This window comes from Paenibacillus sp. NRS-1760, from assembly GCF_050467785.1.
In the GTDB taxonomy this organism is placed as follows: domain Bacteria; phylum Bacillota; class Bacilli; order Paenibacillales; family Paenibacillaceae; genus Pristimantibacillus.
Map to the genome: position 1 here is coordinate 527,506 of NZ_JBITPK010000008.1, position 23,111 is coordinate 550,616.

At 43.9% G+C, this 23,111-nt stretch carries 13 protein-coding genes and 1 riboswitch; of the genes, 12 read left to right on the forward strand and 1 reads right to left on the reverse strand.

Features of this window, described 5'->3' with window-relative positions; genetic code table 11:
- Positions 1–472: 472 nt before the first annotated feature.
- The 9 genes from ACIFSR_RS09465 (at position 473) to ACIFSR_RS09505 (ending at position 17,120) form a co-directional block, all read left to right on the forward strand.
- On the forward strand, positions 473–3,049 hold the full coding sequence (locus tag ACIFSR_RS09465; RefSeq protein WP_430056928.1) for an S-layer homology domain-containing protein: 2,577 nt from the start codon (positions 473–475) through the stop codon (positions 3,047–3,049).
- 213 nt (positions 3,050–3,262) lie between these two features.
- A complete protein-coding gene (locus tag ACIFSR_RS09470) occupies positions 3,263–5,353 on the forward strand; it encodes a hypothetical protein (protein ID WP_430056930.1) in 2,091 nt (696 codons plus the stop codon).
- Positions 5,354–5,431: 78 nt separating this feature from the next.
- Positions 5,432–5,923, forward strand: coding sequence for a hypothetical protein (locus ACIFSR_RS09475; RefSeq protein WP_430056933.1), 492 nt, complete (start codon positions 5,432–5,434; stop codon positions 5,921–5,923).
- 112 nt (positions 5,924–6,035) lie between these two features.
- Positions 6,036–6,311 carry a small, acid-soluble spore protein, alpha/beta type gene (locus tag ACIFSR_RS09480; RefSeq protein WP_430056936.1) on the forward strand — a complete coding sequence of 92 codons (276 nt, stop codon included), beginning with the start codon at positions 6,036–6,038 and terminating at the stop codon, positions 6,309–6,311.
- A gap of 159 nt (positions 6,312–6,470) precedes the next feature.
- A complete protein-coding gene (gene metK / locus ACIFSR_RS09485; protein WP_430056938.1) occupies positions 6,471–7,685 on the forward strand; it encodes a methionine adenosyltransferase in 1,215 nt (404 codons plus the stop codon).
- 182 nt (positions 7,686–7,867) lie between these two features.
- The gene (locus ACIFSR_RS09490) at positions 7,868–12,250 is read left to right on the forward strand and encodes an Ig-like domain-containing protein (protein WP_430056942.1); all 4,383 of its coding nucleotides are present in this window, start codon (positions 7,868–7,870) and stop codon (positions 12,248–12,250) included.
- A gap of 191 nt (positions 12,251–12,441) precedes the next feature.
- Entirely contained in the window at positions 12,442–15,147 is a 2,706-nt protein-coding gene (locus ACIFSR_RS09495) for a stalk domain-containing protein (RefSeq protein ID WP_430056944.1), read from the forward strand.
- A 76-nt stretch (positions 15,148–15,223) separates the two neighbouring features.
- Positions 15,224–16,384, forward strand: coding sequence for a sensor histidine kinase (locus ACIFSR_RS09500; protein ID WP_339205370.1), 1,161 nt, complete (start codon positions 15,224–15,226; stop codon positions 16,382–16,384).
- A 7-nt stretch (positions 16,385–16,391) separates the two neighbouring features.
- Complete coding sequence (locus ACIFSR_RS09505; RefSeq protein ID WP_430057098.1) at positions 16,392–17,120, forward strand: response regulator; 729 nt, start codon at positions 16,392–16,394, stop codon at positions 17,118–17,120.
- A 165-nt stretch (positions 17,121–17,285) separates the two neighbouring features.
- Here ACIFSR_RS09505 and ACIFSR_RS09510 read toward each other — a convergent pair whose 3' ends face one another.
- Positions 17,286–18,863, reverse strand: coding sequence for a SpaA isopeptide-forming pilin-related protein (locus tag ACIFSR_RS09510; RefSeq protein ID WP_430056947.1), 1,578 nt, complete (start codon positions 18,861–18,863; stop codon positions 17,286–17,288).
- 31 nt (positions 18,864–18,894) lie between these two features.
- Positions 18,895–18,978: riboswitch (cyclic di-GMP riboswitch) on the reverse strand.
- A gap of 245 nt (positions 18,979–19,223) precedes the next feature.
- Between ACIFSR_RS09510 and ACIFSR_RS09515 the strand changes: the two genes are divergently transcribed.
- The 3 genes from ACIFSR_RS09515 to ACIFSR_RS09525 all read left to right on the forward strand — a co-directional run bounded on the left by ACIFSR_RS09515 (position 19,224) and on the right by ACIFSR_RS09525 (position 23,004).
- Complete coding sequence (locus tag ACIFSR_RS09515) at positions 19,224–19,685, forward strand: hypothetical protein (RefSeq protein WP_430056949.1); 462 nt, start codon at positions 19,224–19,226, stop codon at positions 19,683–19,685.
- 194 nt (positions 19,686–19,879) lie between these two features.
- A complete protein-coding gene (locus ACIFSR_RS09520; protein WP_430056953.1) occupies positions 19,880–22,123 on the forward strand; it encodes a DEAD/DEAH box helicase in 2,244 nt (747 codons plus the stop codon).
- Positions 22,120–23,004 carry a ComF family protein gene (locus ACIFSR_RS09525; RefSeq protein ID WP_430056956.1) on the forward strand — a complete coding sequence of 295 codons (885 nt, stop codon included), beginning with the start codon at positions 22,120–22,122 and terminating at the stop codon, positions 23,002–23,004. Before ACIFSR_RS09520 ends, ACIFSR_RS09525 begins: the two co-directional genes overlap by 4 nt.
- Positions 23,005–23,111: the final 107 nt, after the last annotated feature.

Genomic DNA, 23,111 nt, shown 5'->3' on the forward strand with positions numbered 1-23,111 from the left:
CAGTTTTTTTACGGCATCAAAGCATTTGCATCCCATGAGAAACTTTATCCATGGAAAATGTTTAGCATCGACGAGCTCTATGAAAACAAGCTATACTAACAAAGCAGGGAGTAGATTACAGTTAGATGTACATAATTAAGAAAAAACGGAAAAAGAAAAAACTTTTAAAGTTTTTTTAAGAACATCGCAACTTTTCATTGTCACGTGCGTTTAAATACATGACGTTGTAACAAACACATGATTTGATGCGCGAGACCTACTCATGCTGGAAACAAATTGGAATGAATTCTCAACTTCCTCTTTACGGTACGACCTGCCCATTGTATAATGTTAAAGTGGTGCCGTGACTCTAGCAATGTTCTCGCATTTTTTACAAGTTTCTACGACATGATTTTACAAATGGGTTTATCATGATTGTAGACATCATTTATATCAAATCTGTGCTCAACTCTGGAAAGGGGGTGAATCGGCTATGAGGGAAAAGAGCAATTCACTATTTAAACAAAACTCTCAACAACCGCACGTATTTAGAGGAGGAGAAATAAAGGTTATGAAGAAAAAAATAGCAGCATTTGTGCTAGCTACTGCGCTAGTACTACCATTATCAGTTCCAGCTTTTGCAGCAACACCATCTGATGTTGTTGGCAAACCGGTACAATCAGCAGTTGAAGAACTAACTGCACTAGGAATCATTGCAGGTTATGAAGATGGTACATTTAAACCAGACAACACAATTACTCGCGCTGAATTGGCAAAAGTAATCGTTATCGGTTCTGGTAACGAAGGCGCAGCTAAATTGATGCAAAATGTTAAACCAACGTTCAAAGATGTTAAAGCAAACGTTTGGTACACAGGCTACATCAACGCAGCTGCAACTAAAGGTTTCATCTTGGGTGACGCAGGTACTAAAAACTTCCGTCCAAGTGATGCAGTTAAGTTTGAAGAAGTTGTTGCGGTATTGGTTCGTTCCCTTGGTTACCAAGAGAAGAAGTTGTCAGGCGTATGGCCTTATAACTACCTATTGAAAGCACAAGACCTTAGCTTGTTCAACAACGTTGATCTTAACGTTGGTGCAAAAGCACTTCGTGGTGTTGTAGCTCAACTGACTTCTAACACTCTTAACGCTAAATTGGTTTCATACAATGTTGATGGTAACGAAGTACTTTCCAACAGCACATTGATTTCCAAACTTGGTAACTCATCTTCAGCTGAGCTTCTTGCAGGTTCTGTAGTTGACGGCAAAGTTAAACTTCGCTGGACTCAGAAAAACACTGCAGGTAACGACGAGTTGAAAACTGACACTATCGCAACTGCTTCTAACTTCATCGTTACTGGCGGTAAATCACTAGTTGATTTGCTTGGTCACAACGTAACAGTTGTTAAGAACAAAGACGGTAAAGTTCTTGCAATCACTGATGCACAAGATACTTCTGCTACATTGACTGGTACTTTGGAAGCTGGCCAAGTTGCTGGTTCCGTTAAAATCAAAGTAGGTTCAGAAGTTAAAACAAAAGCTACTGTTGCTAGCACAGTTTACTTCGTAAACGGTGAAGAAACAGCAATTACATCTGCAAGCACAGGCGACACTGTAACATTGTACTTGGTTAACGATCAAGTTCGCGTTGCAACTGCTGAAAAATGGTCTATCAAAGATGCTCTTGTAACTTCGGTTGAAGAGAAAAATGCTTACCGTGATGCTCGTGTTAACACGAACCAAACTAGCGCATTCATCAATGATGCTACATCTGTAACTATTGACGGTAAAGTAGCTAAAGTTACTGACCTGAAAAAAGACGATGTAATCAGCGCTGTTTCCAAATCCGGTAACGTTGCTATCAAAGTTAATGCAGTTCGTAGCACAGCTACAGGTAAACTTGAAGCTGTAGGTACTACAAATGGTACTGCTAAATACACTGTTGCTGGTAAAGTGTATGAGAAAGCGGACAAAGCTGCATCTGATAACACAGCTACATTGATCGCTGCAAACATTGGTAAAGAGTTTACTCTTCTACTTAGCGCAGACGGCAAAATCGTTAAAGCAACTGCTCCAGAAGCAGCTGTAAACAAACCATACGTAGTAATCCTTGAAGCTAAAACAGCTCAAATCCTTGAAAACGAAGCGATTGTTAGCAAAACTAAAGTAACTTACTTTGACGTTAAAGCTAACAAAAACGAAGTGAAGTACACTGATGTTGCTCTTACAACATTTGCTCCACTTGAGTACCAATTGGTAGAATTGGTATTCACTGATGCTAAGCTTACTGGTGTTACTGCTAAAACTGATGTAGAAGGTGCTGGATTCAATGTTTCTAAAGCATCTGCTACAGAAATCGTTCTTGATACTACTTCAACTGAAACTACTAAATACATCGTCAATGCAAACACTGTTGTAATTGATGCTACTAAGCTTAATGCAACTAAACTTGAAGATCGTAAATTGGTAGTTGGTACACTTGCACAAGTAACAAAAGCAGATAAAGTATATGTAAATGCTTCAGGTGCTACTGCTAACTACATCATTTTGAAAACTGATACAGATGCAAACGCAGAAACAGCTCCAGCAATCTACGGCTTGTTCGTATCAGCTAACAAAACTGCTACTTCAGCAACTACTTCTACGTACAATGTTGTATTGAACGTAAATGGTCAAGATGTTACAACTGAAGTAACTGGCGATGCTTTCACTAGCATTGATGGTACTCTTAAAAACACAATCGTTAAATTGACTGATCTTCCTAACACAAGCAAACTTTATGATACTGCAGCTGTGGTTGGAACTTCATTAACTTCAGTATCCATTGCAGCTAACCAAAATGAAAACACATTTGGTAGCAACAACGGTAACTACATCATTACTCCTAACACTGTTGTATACGTAGTGTCTGCAGATGGCAACAAGATTTACACAGGTAACTACACAGATGTTAAAGAGCAAAATGGTACTATTGCAAACAGCACAACAGTTGCTAGCGTAACTGTAGCTGAAACTGGTAGCGTTTATGATGTAAATCATAAAGAAGCTGCTGTAATCGTAGTAAAAAGAAAATAGTAATCATGTTCGCATGATGGAAGAAGGCTGAGAGCTCGTCTCTCAGCCTTTTTTTTGTTCATACATCGTTCATAATAAAAGGTTATATTTTAATTAGGATATATTCATTATTGTTGCGAAAGGAGAATATGAAGGAATTTATTTTTATGCGAAACTTATTGGTAAATGTTTGCGTCTAGATATGTATACCAAAAGATACGGAGTGAAATGAAAATGCAGAAGAGTTTAAAAAGAATGTCTATGATACTATCGTTCTTTCTTGCATTAGTGGTACTGGTAAGCGCAGTACCTGTACCAAAGTCAGTTGAGGCTGCAACGGCTTCCAATGTTTTTAAGAGGGTAAGTATTACAAAGTCATCCTATATTCAATTAACAGATGCGAATTTAATTCCAAGTGCAACCGGAGCAACCGCTAGCTTTACTTTTACCATTTATAATGGCGACAGCAGCGCAATTAACTTGGTCGATTATTGGGCCCGATTAAAGACAACGGGAGGAACAAAATATACGTTGACCTTACTTGAAGCCGACAAAAAAAAGAAGGCTTTACCCAAAACAACAACAACTTTAACTTACTATAGTGAAGTTGGATCAAAAGTTACATTAGATCAACTCGTTGTAAATATTATAAAATTTGATTTTAGCGTTTCTGGATATGAAAAAACGATTGGGCAGTATACTTTTCCAAAAGGATACTCTAACTTTGTTAAAGCAGGTGGCTATCAGGGTGTGCTAGTTAATAACTCTTTAGTCAACTTGCGCATTGATCAAATTAATATAACAAAGTCTGCAAAAAACTATAATGTTAATTTGACTTATGTAGCACGAAATACAGGGAAATTCGGTGTACCATTACCGCAATATAACTATTATGCCCAAACGCCTAAAGGCTTATATAAGCTGGCTTTAAGAAATAAAACAGATGAAACACTGACATTAGAACCATCCGTACTTAATGCCGTTCAGTTGACGGGATCCATCCCTTTGTCTGTTGCGAAAACTGGCTGGAAACTTATTGTTACTAATAATGTTGGCGTTGAAACTAATAAAGTTGAAATACCGGTTGTCGTGTTTGATACTCCATTCAAAGTAACTACAACAACGTCTACTTCAACCAAAACAACATTTACCAATGATGATGGTACATATGAAGTGGAATTAAATGCAGTACAGAGATTTCCTTGGAATAATGATGACAATGTCATTGCTGATTTAATTGTGAGAAACAATGGATCTGTGTATTTACCATTACCTGAATTATCAGGTTTGCTCCTTGTTGATGACAATATTAAGTTGAATGGCAAAGCGATTAAGAAAGTCGGCGACATTGGACTAGCTCCAGGCGCATCGACAACGATTAGTTATGTTGGATCGATTCCGTACAACTATTCATGGAAGAAGTTTAAACTGAAACTATCACAGAAAACGGGAGAAACGATTACGGAAATTGGAGAGCTTACAAAATCAACGATCGTACCTGTTAAGCAAGTAGATTTAGGTTCTGTATTTGTTCAGCAAAATAACGGGGCTCCATATAATGCCCTTGTTACTGATGTTAAAACATATAGTGGAGACAAAGCGGATATGTTCGCCGTATTCGTTGAGTTGACAAATAAACAAAAAAGAATTGGATCACTTCCATTACTAGCAGGGTACTTTAAAACTACAGATGGAAATCTTTATGAAGCCAAATTCACGAAAGCAACAAACACGATTAAATCAGAAAGTAAAGATCAGCTCATCGTATGGACAGAATTACCGCAAAATGTAGATCGCTCAGGTATTCAACTATTAATGGGTGAAGCATTTGATGATAATGGTTTATTGCAAGGAACTGCAACCGCAAAGGGATTCTTGCGAGCAGCGCAATTTACTTTGCCAGAAGAGAAGTCAGCTAGTAGCAACTTTACGGGATTGAAGGTTGGACCGTATACCGTGGATATGAATTTCTTTAATGTATGGATGAACGGTACGAGAATGGATATCAAGGTTGGAGGCAATGTTCAAAAGGATGTTAATTTTGATGGATACACACAATCACAATTGTTATTTGAAATTGAACATGAGGAAACAAAACAAGTTCTTATTTCACAAGTGATAGATCTTGATGGAAAAGCTGAAAAAAGCGTGAAGTGGAAAGTTGGAGCCAATTATAGCGATCCTGATAAAGAAATGGGAGATACATTGCTTTGGGAGAACTATCAATTGAATATCTATGAGACTTTTAACGGTAATAGAAAAAAATTAGCTACAATGCCTATTTCATTCTCTTCATCAATTAACTGGCTAGACGGAAAGCACTAAACTTATAAAAAACTGGTTTCTCCTAAGTAAATCTAGTATCTTTATAGGAGATGAGAGATAGAGAGGAGACTTCCAAAAGTGAAGAAAAAGGTAATACGCGGTTTAATTGCAGTTGTTTTAGTAGGAGCTGGTGTGTGGGTCGGCGTAAACTTTGCATCACCGCTTGAAGCGGAATCGAATGCGCTGACTCCGGGCTCTGTAGAAGATCCTGTTGTCACCAAAAGTTATGTGGATGAACAACTAGCCAAGCTAGGCGGAGGCACTCCTGGAGGCGGTACGACGACTCCTGTCGCGGACACCGCGCTAGAAGTTGTCACAGTGCCAGCTGGCAAGACGCTAATGGCTGGCCAAGGCACAGAGGTCATTGTACGTGTAGGCAAGGCAATTGCTTACAGCTCTGACGCAAGCGGTATAGCTGATCTAACTGGCGGTACGGATTTAACTAAAGGGAAAGCTGTTCCAACCAACCATTTATTGCTTTTCCCACGTGAGGGCCGCGGCATATTGCCAGATCCTAATCAAAAGAATGGCTTGACGGTATTGGTTAAAGGGAAATACAGCTTGCAATAATATGGATGGATGTTCAACATTTTACCCGAAATGACAATAGATTATACGCTTTAAAGAACATGAAAGGATGCACAATACAATTGTGTTCCTACATTCTTTGGAGGTGTCATTTATGAGTCGTTCGAATAAAGTAGTAGTACCAACAAGTAAAGCAGCATTAAATCAACTGAAATATGAAATTGCTGCAGAATTTGGTTTAACCTCAGGCGGCTATGCAAGCGAAGGAGCGGACACTGAGTTTGCTGGCGAACTAGGAGCATCCTCTGGAGCCGGAGGCCACAGCGTACACTGGTCAGCATTGTCAACGAGGCAAGCTGGTTCAGTGGGCGGAGAGATCACCAAAAGGCTGATAGCTCAAGCAGAATCGGTGCTTGGCGGTTATCAATAATTATTGGAAATTCCGGCGTCCATTGACACAAAGCGACATTTTCGGTATCATACTGTTTTAGAAGAGTTGTAAAACAACCTTTTCCTACGGGAAAAGGTTCATTTTTTGTGTAGAATGTCCGCACTTATATCATACTAAGGTTGTAGGAGGTTGATACGGATGTCGGTTAAAGGACGCCATTTGTTTACATCAGAATCAGTTACTGAAGGCCATCCGGATAAGATCTGTGATCAAATATCCGATGCTGTCTTAGATGCATTTCTAGAAGCAGATCCATACGCGCGTGTAGCTTGTGAGGTTTCTGTAGCAACAGGTCTTGTACTTGTTATTGGTGAAATTAGCAGCCGTGCTGATTTTATTGATATTTCTTCAATTGCACGCCGTACGATTAAAGAAATCGGTTATACACGTGCCAAATACGGCTTTGACTCCAGTACATGTGCAGTTTTGACTTCGCTCAATGAGCAGTCCGCTGACATTGCGCAAGGCGTTAACGCTGCACTAGAAACTCGTGATGGCAAAGATATGAAGCAAGAAAACGAAGATATTGGTGCAGGCGACCAAGGTCTAATGTTTGGTTTTGCTACAAACGAAACACCTGAGCTTATGCCGCTTCCAATTGCGCTATCTCACCGTATCGCTCGCCGCTTGTCTGAAGTACGTAAAAACGAGACGCTTGCTTACCTTCGTCCAGACGGTAAAACGCAAGTTACAATTGAATACGCAGACGGTAAACCTGTTCGCGTAGATACCATTGTCGTTTCTACACAACATGCGGAAGAAATCACGCTTGAGCAAATCCAAAAAGATATTCTTGAGCATGTTATTAAGCCGGTTGTTCCAGTGGAATGGCTTGATGCTGATACAAAATACTTCATTAATCCAACTGGCCGCTTCGTAATTGGCGGACCTCAAGGTGATGCTGGTCTAACTGGCCGTAAAATTATCGTTGACACGTATGGCGGCTACGCTCGTCATGGCGGCGGCGCATTCTCCGGCAAGGATCCTACAAAAGTTGACCGTTCAGCAGCTTATGCTGCCCGTTATGTAGCTAAGAATATCGTAGCTGCAGGACTTGCAGACAAATGCGAAATCCAACTGGCTTACGCAATTGGTGTTGCTCAACCGGTATCAATTAACGTAGATACGTATGGAACAGGCAAAATTGGTGAAGATAAACTTGTTGATATCATCACTAGCAACTTTGACCTTCGCCCTGCAGGCATTATCAAAATGCTTGATCTACGTCGCCCAATTTACAGACAAACAGCTGCTTATGGTCACTTCGGCCGTACAGATGTTGATCTTCCTTGGGAACGCGTTGATAAAGCGGAGAAGCTTAAAGCAGACGCTGGCGTTCAAAGCGGAGTTTAAGATTCGATATACAATATAAAAGCCTTTCTAGGCTAAAAAAGCTGTCCACAAAGTAGTATGACTACTTCATGGACGGCTTTTTTGTTATTCATTCGGTACAAAAAAGTAGTTTAACCTAAATTTTTCATGCTTAGTAACCGACAAATAAGGTACGAGTGTAATTTTTTGAGGAGTGAATTGAAATGAATCGAACGAGCAAGCTATCTTCGTTTATCGCTGTTATGCTGTTGCTCCAATTAAGCCTAGCAGGCTGGTCATCGGCTCCGCAGCAAGCGGCGGCAGCGGCTTCCGGTCCCGTCGTACTTAGTTTGAGCCCAGCCGACGATCTAATTAACGTATCGATCTCCGCTGATTTAAAGATGACCTTTGATGAAAATGTAAGCAAAGGCTCTAGTTCAACGTCTATTAATATTTATGACTATGCAACAAGCAATTTGGTAGAGAGTATACCTCTATCGTCTAATCGAATTACTATTGATTCATCACAGCGTGTCGTGACAATAGATCCGTCTAATAATTTTGCTTTGAACACGAATTATTACATATTGGTAGATGCCGGTGCTTTTGTTAATCAATCCAATGGTGTTGGTTATGCCGGTATAAAAAGTGCTAGCAGCTGGAATTTTCGTACTGTTGCTGAAGTTGATGTAACCAGGCCTTCTCATACGGGCTTGTCGCCAACAGTCGCTCCAATTGCGGTGACTACACCGATTACGATTTCATTTAATGAGCCTGTTTATGTTGCAAGTGGCAACATTCAAATTAGCTCGGTTGAGGACAGCCGTACCATTGCTGTTACATCTAACGCGGTAAGAGGAAGCGGAACGAACCTAATCGTCATTCAACCACCTGCTGCGCTGCAGCCTAATACAGCATACACCGTTACAATTCCAGATACTGCATTTCAAGATGCAGCGGGGAACCTGTATTACGGCACATCATGGGTTTTTACAACGGACGCAGCACCGGTCAACGTATCTGCACCATTTGTTCCGGCAGATAATGCTACCTCTGTTCCGGTCAACTCAGAGCTGTTCATAACTTTTGATAAAGCTATACAAGCACGTGCGGACAAATATATTGAAATACGCAGAATTAGCAATAATACTACTTTTGAGCGTTTTAGTGCTCTTTCTTCGAGAATTACAGTTACCAAAAATCAAGTAAAAATAACGCCAAGCTCTAACTTTGAACCGAATACAGCTTATTATGTATTAATTGATGCTGGAGCCTTCACCCAGACAGATCCGAATGGATCTCAATGGTATCACGGTATTGCTGGAGCATCCGTTTGGAATTTTAGTACAGACCCGGGTTATGAAACTACTCCGCCTCTTGCAACAGAATTACTGCCGGTTGCGAATGGATCTATCACCAGCTTAAATTCTGTACTCAAAATTAATTTTAATGAACCGGTCTTCCCAAGCAGCGGAGTCATTGAAATAAGAGAAACTGCAACAGGATCCTTGTTCCGAACTATTCCAATTACTTCGGAACGCGTGACTGGCGGCGGTACCTATCAGATAACGATAGACCCCAATAAAGCGATAAACGGAGAGTCTGAGAAAGCTTTCGTCAACAATACGAAATACTATATAACGATTGGAAACCGGGCTATTCGTGATGCAGCAGGAAATCATTTTGCAGGAATATCCTCATCGACGTATTGGTCTTTTACGGTTTCTCAAGACACGGTAAGACCAACGCTTTCTTTATTGAACCCGCTTAACAATGCGGTTTCAGTAGGGCTAAATCAAGCTTTTACAGCGACGTTTAGCGAACCGATAAAAAAGGGTGCAACGGGTTCAATCCTTTTTAACCCAATTGGGGACAAATCACTGCAGCCGATCATGGCAAACTATTATGTAGATGGCAACAATAATAATGTGTTAGTCATAGCGCCAACACAGCCATTCACTGCAAAAACTTCTTATTATGTAACGATTGATGCGAGTGCAGTAACCGATTTGGCTGGCAATAGTTTTGCTGGAATATTAAATGAATATCAATGGACTTTTCAATCATTTGGTTCTGATACGACAGCTCCTACATTAAGCAAGCTCGAGTGGAGCGGATCAACGATTACGATGACCTATAATGAAGATCTGAATGTGCACGCGGTGCCTTCGACAGGAAGCTTTTATGCGACAGTTAATGGAGCGCCTCGTTCTGTTGTCGGTGTTCAAGTTCGCGGAGAAACAGTCATTCTAACGTTATCGAGCCCTATTGTGGCCGGACAAGTGGTGAAGCTCTCTTATTCCAAAGCAGCAGTTAGCCCAATTCAAGATACTTCAGGAAATGAAGCGATTAGTATTGCAAATCAGGACGTATCAGGTGCTAAGGATGTCTCTGCACCAACCATTGTAAGCGGGAATGCTTCGGGTACAGCGATTACTTTATCTTTTAACAAGGATCTAGCGACCGTGAACAGCTACGCCTATTTGCAATTTACGGTTAATGCGGGCGGAGTAAATTACAGTACAACCTCGATCTCAAGCACAGGCGGCAATATTTTGTTAACGATTAATGGCTCGATACAAAATTACCAGAACGTCTATGTGACCTATGCTCCGGGCACGTATCCCATCCGTGATACGGCAGGCAATTATTTGGCTGCATTTAATAACTACAGCCTCTATAGTACGCCAGACACAGGTACACCTAATCTTCAGTCCATTAGTGTGAGCAGTAATATTGTTACGCTGAGCTATAATAAAAGTTTAAATCCACAAAGCGTTCCATCAGTGGGGCAATTTTATGTTCTGGTAGATAATATTGCGCGCTCTGTTATTCAGGTTCGGATTTCTGGAAGCACAGTTTTGTTGACTCTTTCATCAGCAGTAACAGGAAGCCAAATTACGGCAGTTTCCTACTTGGCATCAGTAACGTTAATAACAGATCTTGCAGGCAATGCAGCACCTTCCTTTAACAATGTAACCACAGGTGGTGGAGGCAGCGGAGGGCAAAATGGCAACATTTATGGCGTCATTGCAAAAGGCTCTACACTTACGATTAATTTTGCAGAATCATTAAATACAAGCTACGTACCTTCTACTGTTCAGTTTGCTGTTAACGCAAGTAATTCTGTTAAATCGATATCGAGGGTAGATGTTAGCGGATCGTCCGTTATACTAACGTTAACCTCTCCTTTTGCCATAGGAGAGACGGTTTCAGTAACTTACTATTCATCTGCGTCAGGGCTTCGAACAAACAGCGGTTCAACGATCAATAGCTTTACGAACATAAACGCTGCGAACCAAACGACGATACTTGATGGGTTATCAGGTGACTTTGAAACGTCTGATGGCGGCGGCATCGGCTTGAAAACAACGGCAGCAACGACAATGTTTGACGTATCGCCTGCTGGTGTTCAAGCCAACCGATATACCTTATCGAATGATAAGCTCCTTACTGCTTTCCAGACGGCACGCGCAGCTGGCTTAACTAGTCCCCGTGTAGCCTTTAAAGTGCCAGCATCAGAGAGATCTGCTATTGTAGCTGTTCCAATCAATGCGCTTGACGCAGCGTATCGCTTGAATTCGAACTCGATATTTGCTGTTCAATATGGAGATGTCACATATGAGCTGCAATTAAATGCAGCAGATTATATGAAAATCAATACGTTACTAAACGGTAATAGCGCGACTGGTCAATTAATCATTCGGATTGACCAAGGGTTATCAACGCTAACTGGAAGTATCAGCACAAAAATTAATAGCTCAAATACAAGCTTGCTTGCAGGTCCTTATCATTTTGATATTAATGCTGTGAGTGGGTCGATTCAAAAACCATTCAATGATTTTAGCGGTTATGTTTCAAGAACAATTCAGACGTATCAAAATGCGGATTTTAAAAATACTGCCGTAGTATGGTTCGATCCAACAACAGGAGGGCTCTCCTATGTTCCGACCGATCTTACGACAAGCGGCGGGAAGACGACTGCAACTTTTAAAAGAAAAGGAAACAGCGCTTATGCGCTTGTTAGCAATTCATCCAGCTTCTCCGATCTATCGAAGCATTGGGCAGCTTCTGCTATCCATATCATGTCGCGCAAATTCATCGTGGAAGGGCGCTCGGCAACGAAGTTTGAACCAGAGAAGGCTATTACACGAGGTGAATTTGCGACCTATATCGCTAAAGGGCTTGGCCTCAGCAGCGACAGGAGTGCAGCAGCTAAGTTCAAGGATGTAAATGCAAACACAGCGATGGGGGCGTATATTGGAGCCGCCTCAGCGGCTGGTATCGTCGCTGGCAATACGGACGGCACCTTCAAGCCAAACAACCCGATTACACGTCAGGAAATGGCCGTTATGATGATTAGAGCAGCGAAGGTTGCTGGTCTAACGGTGCAGCTGCCAGAATCGGCCGCAACTTATCTCAAGAAGTATACGGATCGAGGCAAGGTTGGCGCTTGGGCGCAGACAGACATGGCGAAATCAGTGTACATTGGTGTGATTAGCGGTAAAACAGCAACAACATTGAGCCCTCAAACCAATGCAACTCGCGCAGAAGGAACGGTTATGCTTCTTCGTTTACTGCAGAAGGTGAAATTTCTTTCGTCATAATAAATGAACCAAAGCAGAGCAGCTCGCCTAAACGGCGAGCTGCTTTTTTTATGTCATTCATTTCCACGATGTACATAGCTGATATCTATCACCCTATAGAAAGCGATAGCAGTCTTCTATCATGCGTAACTTTTCTACTACTCTTGTAGTCTATAACTAATAGATTAATGGATGGGAGAGTTGTAAATCTAATGAGTAAGTTTCAAAAAATCATAGATCGGCAGTCAGAAGGCATAGGAAAACGGGTTATAATCGTCGTATTAGGTGGAGCACTGCTCGTACAGCCTTTAGCTTCAATCTTGCCTAGCAGCTGGCAGACGGCAGTCATTCAATCAGCAGAGGCTGCTGCTGACCCTACGCTTAAGCTTTCACAGCAATCATTTATCACAGCAGGTGCTAAGCGCCTTGACTACGTATTCCAAACGACGCGCGGCAGCTCAAAGGTGCAAACCGATGTGCATGTCATTGAAATCGATCTTACAAATCCCTACGTATCCATAAATGCGATGAGTGGAAAAAATAATAGCATAGGTCAATTAAATACAATACTTAATATGACAAAAGAAAACGGAGCCGTAGCTGGCATTAATGCAGACGTATTCGTAATGGGTAATGAGGGTGCCCCGCTTGGAGGGCAAATCGCAAGCGGCATGTTTATGTCTAGTCCTGCAAAGCTGAAGGGGATGTACGCATTCTCGGTTTCTAAAGACCGCAAACCGATGATTGACAACTATAGCTTCAATGGCCAAGTAACGGCAGCAGATGGCTCTACCTTCCCGCTGGAAGGGCTTAACCAATCTGCTTATATTCCGGAGACAACGGGCTCAAATTATAGCCATGTCAATATGATGTATATCTATACAAGTGCTTGGGGCGGTACAGAACGCCCGAAAAACTCAGGCTCCACGCCTACCGAAGTATTAGTTCGCAATGGCGTAATTGAGGAGATTTCAATCGATAAAGCAATCGCAGGTCAAGCACCTGCTGATGGATACATACTCCGGTCGCATGGCCTTGCTGCTAATTATGTGAAGGAGCATTTACAGGTTGGGCAAACGATCAATGCGGATTATGCGCTCGTTTCGCAAACGACAGGAGCGAAGGTTGATCCGAACTCATTTGAAATGATGGCAGGCGGTCATACGCTATTAGTCAATGCGGGCGCAGTAGCTCCATTCTCACGCGATATTACAGGAGTAAGCGGCTCTTCCTATACATCTCGTTCAGCGGTTGGCTATTCACAGGATGGCACTAAAGTATATCTGATCACGAGTGAGCGCAGCGGCGGGAATACGGGCGTAAACTTGAAGGAGCTTCAGCAAATTATGCTGCAGCTGGGCGTATATAAAGGCGTCAATCTGGATGGCGGCGGTTCTACAACGATGATCGAGCGTCCACTGGGAACAAATGATTTGAAGCTGTCGCATCCTACGCAATACGGCACCACCCAAAGAAGTGTTGCAAACGGCATAGGTGTATTCACAACTGCTCCAGCAGGTTCGCTGAAAGGCATTTCTGTGAGTGGCGCTAATGTTATGTTTATCGGTCAAAAATCGTCGTATTCATTAAAAGGCTATGACACGTACTATAACCCGTTTGAAGTAGACAATTCATCTGCCGTATGGAGTACCGAGAAAGCCATTGGCACGTTCAAAGGCAATGAATTCACTGCCACAAAGGCGGGTAAAACGAATCTCACTGTGAAATCAGGAGCGATCTCTACCAAACAAGAAATTGAAGTGATTGGACAGGACCAAATTGCATCGCTCTCCATTGATACGAGTGCCGGTGTGCTGGCAAAAGGAGCAACGGTTTCTGTTCCGCTTACTGTAAAGCTTAAAAACGGAAATTCATATAAGCTTAGCGCCGACTCCGTGAAGTGGGAGTTTGTTGGATTTACCGCATCTAGAAGTGGCGACAACCTAACTGTTCAGTCGGTTAACGCAGGTACAAGCACCGGGTATGCCATTGCTCGTTATGATGGTTTTCCGACAATGATTCCATTCACACAAGGGGAAGCAGTGAGCACCTTTGAGGATTTTGAAAAATCGACCTACCCCATTACATCACAAGTCACTCCTGCGACAACGACAGGAAGCGTAAGCTTAGTATCCGATTTCCAAGGTCAAGCTTCTTCGAAAGCATTAAAGCTGGATTATGATTTCACAAACGGCACCGGAACTAAGGCATCGTATGTAGTATTTAATACAAACGGTCGTGCGATTGAGGGTTCACCTACTTCTATGACGGTTGATCTTTATGGCGATAACAGCCTGAACTGGGTGCGCGCAGAGTTCATTGATGCGGATGGCAAAGCACATCTTGTCGATCTTGCAAAACAGCTTGATTGGAGCGGCTGGAAGAATGTGAAGATGAATTTATCCTCTGTCGGGATGAAATTCCCTGTTAAACTAAAAAGAATTTACGTTGTGACGATCGCCGAAGGGCAGGATGAGCGTTCTGCAACAGGTTCTATTGGACTAGATAATATGAAGCTGCAATATCCGCCTTCCGTAACGGTTGATTCACAAACTAAGGTCGTAATGACTGTAGGCAAATCAGCTGCGACGGTTAATGGAAAAGCGATTACACTTGATTCAGCACCCATCGTTTTGAATGGAACGACATTTGTACCTGTCCGGTTCGTATCCGATGCTATGGGAGCGAAGCTGTTATTTGACGGAAAAACGGGACAAGTCACCGTTCTTCGCGGCAATAAGCTGATGGAAATGACACTTGGCAAAAAGGATCTAATTTTAAATGGCGCACTGCAATCGTCAGATATTACGCCTATCGTTCGTAATAATCGGACGCTTATTCCGGTCCGTTTATTTTCAGAGAAACTAGGCCTAAAGGTCGGGTATGACGGGAAAGCAAAAAAGATTACCATCGATTAACGATGGACGAAATATATCCAATCTGTGGTATGATAGAGTAGATTAACCTTTAATATAGAAAGGTTGCCGATCTACAGTGGACCACCTTACAGTCGATATAAATCGAGTCATTAAAAACGCAATCGAAGTGATGGAAGACAGCAAATACCAGATTTATGAAATATGTGAATCCGCGCGTACGGAGCTAGAATCACTCGAGCAGGAGCTTGAAATTGTCCTTCAAGAAACGGTGAAGACAATTGACAAGGTTGACCAGCTGGAGCAAGACTATCGCCGTGCGCGTATAAGGCTGACAGAAGTGAGCCGAGATTTCGTACGCTACAAGGAAGATGACATTAAGTCTGCTTATGAAAAGGCTACACAAATCCAGCTGGATTTGATGGTGTACCGCGAGAAGGAATCCTACTTGAAAGCACGTCGAGACGATCTGCAAAAACGTGTTCGAAATGTAGAAAATTCAATCGAGCGTGCTGAAACGATTGCTTCGCAAATAAATGTCGTACTTGAATATTTATCGGGTGATCTTAATCAGGTTACTCGTATTCTTGAGTCTGCCAAAACCAGGCAGCTGCTGGGATTGAAAATTATTTTGGCGCAAGAGGAAGAGCGTAAACGGATCGCTCGAGAAATCCATGATGGTCCAGCGCAATCACTCGCAAATATCGTTCTTCGAACAGAAATTGCAGAACGTATGCTAATCAAGCAGGAATTTGTGATGGTGCAGGAAGAATTAGTAGATTTAAAAGGACAAGTGCGCTCCGGCCTAGAGGAAATTCGCAAAATTATATTTAATTTGCGCCCGATGGCGTTGGATGATTTGGGGCTTGTGCCGACTCTTCGAAAATTCACTCAGGATTTTGAAGAGAAAACAAAAATACATACCATATTCGAGCTAATAGGTAAAGAAGCTCGGATGCCCTCTGCAATGGAAGCGGCGATATACCGCTTAGTTCAGGAAGCTTTTACCAATGCACTAAAACATGCGAGCGCTTCACATGTAATGCTCGAGATTAACTATCAGCCACAGCATATTTCACTCGTAATTCAAGACAACGGCGTTGGATTTAACAGCGATTTAATCGAGCAGGATGCTACTCGAAACGCACATTTTGGATTGGTAGGGATGAGAGAACGCATTGAGCTAATAGAGGGAAGGATGGATATAGACTCAAATCCCGGTAGAGGGACGAAAATTATAATAGATATACCTACTACTGCCGAATCTAGAAAGGAGTAAGATGATGATGATCCAAAGAGCTGCAAGCAATATGAATACAATCAAAATTTTACTTGCGGATGACCACCAGCTGTTTCGTGAAGGACTTAAGCGGATTCTAAATATGGAAGACGATCTTGAAGTTATCGGCGAGTGTGGTGACGGCATTCAAGTTTTGGAGTTTTGCAATCATACCATTCCTGAGATTGTCCTGATGGATATTAATATGCCTATAGAGAACGGTGTCGTGACGACTGAACGATTAAAAAGTATGTTTCCTGATGTTAAGGTTATCATTTTATCTATCCACGACGATGAGAGCTATGTATTCGAAACCCTTCGTAAAGGGGCTACAGGTTACCTTCTGAAGGATATGGAGGCAGAATCGCTAATTAACGCCATTCGTTCCGTTGTCCAAGGTCATGCCTATATCCATCCTAAAGTGACAGGCAAGCTCATTAACCAGCTTCGCCGTATGACGTATTTGGATGAGATGGGAATTGTCTCAGGTGCTGCAGCTGCTCAGGAACCGGGAGTTAAGTTCGTTGCTGGCGATGAGAGCCCATTAACACGCCGTGAGGCAGAGGTTTTAAGGCTTATGGCAGAGGGCAAGAGCAATAAGCTCATTGGAGAGTTTTTATTCATTAGCGAAAAGACGGTTAAAAACCATGTGAGCAGTATTTTGCAAAAGATGGAAGTTGATGACCGTACGCAAGCTGTTATCCAATCGATCAAATATGGATGGGTTACCCTGTAGTAGCCTTTTTGATCATTACTTACATATCGAACAAAACCCCGTATCGGTTGATGCGGGGTTTTTTGTTTGCATATAATGTTGCCTTGTGATGGTTGTGTAAAAGAAAAACACTCCTAAGCTGTATAAAACCAGCCTAAAAGTGCGTGGTGAAACATACAATCTTAACTATTTTCTTTGTTTTTGTCTGCGAAGAGAAATGAATCCCGCTGAAAGGGCAAATGCCCCGATGAGATAATAAGGAACTGGACTGCTTTCGCCTGTTTTTGGCAGAGTAGCAAGTGGGACTTGATCTTCATCTACAGCAACAACAGGATCGATTGGCGGCTGGCCTTCCCCACCTTCATTAACTCCTCCAACAGGTGGATCTTCATCATCAATTTCGACGATTGGTGTTGCTTCAGGTGACGATGTAGGTGTTGTCGTTACCGTAGTTGTAGCAGTAGGTGTGCTGCTAGGCGTGATAGCAGGTGTCGAGTTAGGTGTGATCACAGGTGTGGAAATTGGTGTAGTGGTAGGTGTATTCTCAGGTGTAGGAGTTGGTGTAGCTGTAGGCGTGCTCTCAGGTGTAGGAGTTGGTGTAGCTGTAGGCGTGCTCTCAGGTGTAGAAGTTGGTGTAACTGTAGGCGTAGTCTCCGGTGTAGAAGTTGGAGTAGCAGTAGGTGTCGATGATGGTGTTGGAGTAGGCGTAGAGCAGGTTTCGCCTGCGTTCACAAGTGAAAGCTCTTTCTCCTTGCCCCAATGGATCTTCAGCGTATTAGGTACAGCTTGTGGATCAGTTGGGTTGACGAGCTCCGTATTTGTTGAAAAGCTTACGGAACCTTTTCCAGGAATTACACCGTTTCCTGTTTGAGTGGAATTTGGAATTTCCCATGAATAAGAAACCTCAATGTTACTCTCATTGGTTACTTTCCAAGCTCTTGTTTTATTCGGGTCGGCGGAGCAGGCCGTTTCAAGTTTGAGCTTAGCCGTATTGATAACTGCTTTTCGCACAGAGTTATCTGTGGTTACTACGATCTGCTGGGTAGCCACTAAATCGGTGGTAAAGCCATCTAAGGTTAATTCTTTTAATGTGTAGGTGCCGATAGGCAATTCGTTGAATTGCAAAATACCGTCACTATTGGTAACACCGCTTTTGACTAATTTACCGTCTTTCCAAAGCTCGAAGGTAATGTCGACATGAGGAGCCCCTTCGACATTATTTAAAAATTTGTTGATGATGATATTGCCCGTACAGCTGTTCGAAAGCTTTAGATTCCATGCTAAAATTTTGTCACCGTGAGCGCCGGGACCCAATGTCTTAATTAAATCTCCGCTATAGATATCTAATTGATAAGGCAAGCATCTTGGAATGTTAATCGTAACGGAGTAAGTACCTGCTTTTGGATATATAATAGACTGTCCCTCAAAAAATGTTTGCTTGTTGTATGGAATGGTTGTATCGCCGGGTCCAGGTGCCCAGTCAGCAGGGCCTTCATAGCCGGAGAAGCTGACTCTAACACAATCTTTTAACGTCTGGAACGTAGCGGTAGCTGTTCCGTTATTATTGACTACGATATTGGAATGCTTGGCAATGACATCCTTGCGATCCGATGAATACTGTGGACAGCTATTCTCATCTCCGAGTGCCGCAGCATTCGTACTTTGATTGCTATCACCTTCCGCCATGGCAAGGGAACTAAGCGACAACGAAAAAATTAATAACAGAGCCAGGGCTAAACTGATTTTTTTCCTAAAATAACGCATCTTTCACTCTCCTCTTAGATACGTAGTGGGGTTCCAAGAGGGCCGGTTACACTACTAGCTCCATATAATCCAAGTGTCCAATTGTAGATTATACTTCATCGCTTCCCTAGTTATTTTGATTGTGAAAATCCACTCTCCCTTTCTATATGCGTGCACCGGTTAGATATGCATGCTTTCATATTAAAATGATAACATGTATTGGAAATTGCTCAAGGGTGTTTCTTTGTCAGAAAATGACTAATAATCATCATAAAGCAGGATATATTTTTGGCATAACACACATTTTGTCACCTTGTCCCTTGATTGCGGAACCAGTGGGCTCTTCATGGCATATAGTGTCACAAAGAGGAGGTGGCCGCCATGTTTGAACTTCTACTTCTTGTTATTGGCTGTTATGCTTTGGCTGCATTGTCGGTGCATCTGGCGTATCGAATTTGGCGAGGGCGCCAGCAATCCAGCAAGCATTATGTGCTCGTTGCTGATGTCCAGCAAAACAATATGGAATGGTATGTACGTTCACTGTTTTCTTTCTCTCGGCGAATGGGGAAAAACGTTCGTTTGACGATCGTAGATCAAGGGGTTACAGAGGAGACATTGGCTATTGTTGAACGATTAGCTAGAAAGGGTGATGAGGTCAGGATTCACTCTAATGGATCTAATTCATTGTCTGGAAGCGAAGACAGTAAGCGCTCTCAAACAGAGGGTGTGGATGGAACTCAGCTGCTATGGCTGCTCCAGGCAGAAGGAGTTGTGTCGCTTTCCGATCATGCGGTGCTAATTGATTTGCAAAATCCGACAGATTTGTCGAAAATGCCATTTTAGTATATACTCTACGGTAATGAAATAGTCGGAGTGAAGCACACTCAATAACGCAAATGCGTTGTTGGGTGTGCTTTTTTTTGTTTACCGTGCTTGCCAACATCATTCTCCTTTTGTCAGGTAAGGGAGAGGCCGTAGTTAACTTAACAGATGAATAATGAAGTCAGTTCTATAAAGTGTCGAGGGAGCGAATAGAGATGAAGGCACAATTGTATGTTGTGAAAGTGAAAGGCTGCTGGCAGGCTCGACTGACTATCAAGGCAATGGTGGATAAATACTTCTGGATGCATGGAGCGTTTGGTGAAGTGGGATTCTTGAACAACGAGATCGCAGAGGAGGGATGGCTGCTGAAAGAAGAACTGCCGCTCGGGGATGCGTGCGTTGCAGTGGAGCTTTGGGATGCGGCTATAAAACGTGGCAGTGGCGGCAGAAATAACGCGAGTAAAAGCTTAAATGAGGGGGGACGGAATGCTGATTATGAGGCGATTGAGCTGTTGGTGGCATGTGCGGAGGAAGCAAAAGCTGATGGGGCGGGTGGAGATGCAGCGACTGGCGGGTTGAATAGTAGTAATCAGAATTCTAGCGAGCTGGAGAGAAATTATCGGAAATACAGTGGAGGAGTAGAGCAAGCAGTTCATAATGGCAAGATTAGTTTGGGGGGGCGTTGGCGCTTTTTGGGTAGTCGAGGGAAGCGGAAAGGAGCGTTGGCGATAGAGAGGCTTTTTGGTTTAGTGGAGAGGTGGGAGAAGGTAAGGGGAGCTGTGGTTGGGGAAATCGGAGGAGCAGCGCTTGCGAATAATGGTGAAAAGCGTAGCAACGCTAAGCGTGTGGGTGGCGAGGAAGCGGGAGCTTATAACGCTGAAGAGCTGGGAGAGATCGCGGCAGGAGCGAAGCTTGCCGCGGGTATGCTGCAGGGACGTGCGCTTTTGCGAAGCGAGGCGCACGCCCTGTTGTCTAGCGCAAGCTGTCCCGGGGCCGCGTCAAGCTGGAGAGAATTGCTCCAGCTTGCTTCGCTGCTCGGGCAGTTGCGCCTGAGCGGATCAATCGCCGCCGTGGGTGGCGGGCGATTGGAAGCTTTAGGGCGCCGCAGGCGGGAGCGCAGCTGTTTGCGCTGTGGGAGCGGCGAGGCGCAAATGCACCGCACGGCATGTGCAGCGTGCGGGAGGCACTGCGCCTACTGCATGGCGTGCATTGGGATGGGGCGAAGCCGGGAATGTGAGCTGCTTATTACGGGGCAGCGCGCGGGGTTGAACTGGGCAGAGACGACGGTTCGCGGCTCTGGTAAGGGGTTGAGGCCGCTGACGTATGAACAGCGGCTTGATAAATGGGGGCTTAGCCCTGCGCAGACAGCTGCAGCAGCCAAGGCGCTGCAGTTTGTGGAAGAGCCGCCGATAGATGCGGCATTGTCAAAGCGGGACAAGCAGCGCCAGATGAGAGAGTTTCTTCTTTGGGCTGTAACAGGAGCGGGCAAAACGGAGATGATTTTTCCGCTTGTGGAGTCTGTCCTGCTGCGCGGCGGAAAGGCACTTATTGCCACACCGCGCCGTGACGTGGTGATCGAGCTTGACCCGCGTATTCGGAAAGCTTTTCCTAAAGCTTCAGTCGTAACATTATACGGTGGCAGTGAGCAGCGCTGGGAAAGTGGAGATATTACACTTGCGACAACGCATCAGCTGATGCGGTTTTATCAAGGCTTTGATCTCGTTGTAGTTGATGAACTAGATGCGTTTCCTTTTGCGGGCGATCCACTGCTGCATTTTGCAGCAGACAAAAGTTGTGCGCCAGGTGCTGCTCGCTTGCTGCTGTCCGCTACGCCGCCTAGTGAGCTGCAAAGAGCAGCAAAACGAGGGAAGCTGCCTCATGCAAGAGTACCTGTTCGTTATCATCGTCATCCTCTTCCAGTGCCCAAGCTTCTACAAACGCCTACAGTAAAGCAGATGCTCCAGCACCGCAAGCTGCCGTCAAAGCTCTTAGCAGCCATGCGGTCATCCCTTGATCGAGACGCTCAGCTGTTTGTATTCGTGCAGCAAATTGCTCAAACCGAGCCTATGGCGGCTTTATTGCGTGCTGCTCTTTCACATGCTGCTGTTGGGGCAACCTCTTCACAGGATGAAGAACGAACAGAGAAGGTTCAGCATTTTCGCTCGCGGGATATACGAGTACTAGTCACAACTACCATTTTAGAGAGAGGCGTAACGATTCCTAAAAGCGATGTCTATATTCTCGACGCAGATGGAAGGTTATTTGACGAGGCTTCACTGGTTCAAATGGCTGGAAGAGCAGGCCGCTCTGCGGATGATCCATTCGGTCGAGTGTACTTCTGCAGCCATGATCGCAATCGCCCACAGCTGCAGGCGGTACGCCATATTCAAACGATGAATCGCATGGCTCGCAAGCAAGGCTACTTGCTCCCCACTCCCAAAGGAGGCTCGCCAAAATGAACGTCTCGCCAAGAGCATGGCTGCAGCGTCTGCAATCCGCTTTCACCACATCCGCGCAGCTGCTCGCTCCAACGTCTGCCGCATGTCTCCTATGCGGCAAACCGCAAAGCGAGGCTCGCAGCGCGAGCAGCTACAACCACGCGAAGCTGACGACCCAGCTTCGCAATTCCCTTTGCGGAGCGTGCCTCTCCGCAATACCATGGCTGACCCGCATCGCCTGTCGTAGATGCGGGCGCGGCATCCCATGCGAAGACTGCATACGTCGTCCGCATGGCGCATTCATATGCAACCGCAGCGCGGTTCATTATAATCAAGCCATGCGAGCCATGCTCGCCTTGTACAAATATAGGGGCAATGAGCAGCTTGCTCCTTTGCTCGGAGATATGCTTCTGCCTGCATTCGAGGCGATGACCTTTGAAATTATTCAACAGGCTACCGAGGCAAGAAGCAACAGCCGCAAACCAAAAATATCGATAGCAGACTGTTGGGATGCTGTTACCTACGTTCCTGTAAGTGAAGAACGAGCAGCTGATCGGGGGTTCAACCAAGCGGAGCAGCTCGCCAGCCATATCGCGAGGCGTTTTCAGTTGCCGCTTTTGGAATTACTCATTCGTTCGCGACATTCAGAGAAGCAAAGCTTCAAAACGCGTTCCGAAAGATTGCGCGATACGCAATCTCTTTTTGAAGTGAATACGAACAATTTGAGCTTATTAGCCTCTGAATCCCATAGCAAAAAGCATCTAAACGATAGAGCTATTCGTATACTTTTAATCGATGATATCTACACAACTGGAAGCACGGCAGAAGCCTGCTCTAAGGCTCTGCACCGTTATGTGGAGCTTCCGCTCGATATCTATATTTTGACATGGGCTCGTTCATAATCCAGCTAGGCTGATAGATCTAATAATTAGATTCATAGTGAAAAAGTTAGTGCTATCGATTAGAATGTAACTAATAGCTAGTATGGTTTTACAAAAAAAGGAGGGCT